This window comes from Vibrio genomosp. F10 str. 9ZD137 (genome assembly GCF_049974785.1).
GTDB lineage: Bacteria > Pseudomonadota > Gammaproteobacteria > Enterobacterales > Vibrionaceae > Vibrio.
Window position 1 is genome coordinate 1 of record NZ_JBNGCJ010000328.1, and the last position, 1,054, is coordinate 1,054.

Annotated in this window: 1 protein-coding gene; it reads right to left on the bottom strand. The window is 45.4% G+C overall.

The features are described 5' to 3' along the window. A partial coding sequence (locus ACP45E_RS06670) for an SLC13 family permease (protein ID WP_069584822.1) occupies nucleotides 1–1,054 on the bottom strand: 1,054 nt, incomplete at both ends.

Here is a 1,054-nt window from a genome sequence, read left to right on the forward strand (position 1 = left end):
TTGAAGCACCAATGGCGGCGGCAATTGGCATCAGTAAGTTTGCGGTGGCAGTATTGGACATGAAGTTGGCCATTAACCAGCAGACCACTGAAAGAGTCAATACTACAGCAACAGGAGAGAGAGATTCGTAGTCAATAGCATGGGCAAGAGCAACTGCTAACCCTGTTTTATCAAGACCAATCCCAATAGCGATACCACCGGCGACCAGCCATAGGACATCCCAGTTAATCTGCTTTAGCTCCTCTTTCCCCATAATCCCAGTCAAGGTAAATACTGCAAGGGGGATGATAGACACCACATACGTATTCATGCCATGCACTTTGGTTGTCATCCAAAGTAAGATGGTCATGCCAAATGTTACGTAGACCGTGATGGCTCGCCAGCTGGTTTTAAACTTTCCATTTAGCTTTAAGATCATTTGTTGTTGCTGCGATGGAAACAGTTTTTGTAGGAGAAACCAAGCAAAGGTCAATTGAATAACAACAAAAGGTAGGCCCATCATCATCCACGAAAGAAAATCGATACTGTTTTCTCCGGTCAAATATTGCAGGGCTATGGCGTTTGGTGGGGTGCCTATGGGTGTTGCGATGCCCCCCGTATTGGCTGCGATAGGGATACAAAGAACCAGAGCTTTAATGCCCAAATCACCTTTAGGCGCAGAAGCAACAATGGGGCCGAGAAGCGCCAGCATCATGACTGTCGTTGCGGTATTAGACATAAACATAGAAAAGACCGCAGTAATCAACATTAAACCGAGCATGATGAACTTAGGTTGAGTACCAAAAGGTTTGAGTAGAACTCGGGCTAAGTTGTTGTCCAGTTCATACTTGGACGCTGCAATGGCTAAGGCGAACCCCCCCATAAATAAAATGATAATCGGTGATGAAAAGGCACTAAAAATATCGGTGTAATTCATTAACTCACCTAAATCATGCCCTTCGGGAGGCTGGCGAAAGAAATGCAAGCCTTTATCGGAAATCATGATCAGTTCGAGTGCAATGATCAATATGGACGTAGCAAAAACAGGGACGGGTTCTAGATCGGAAGAGCGGGT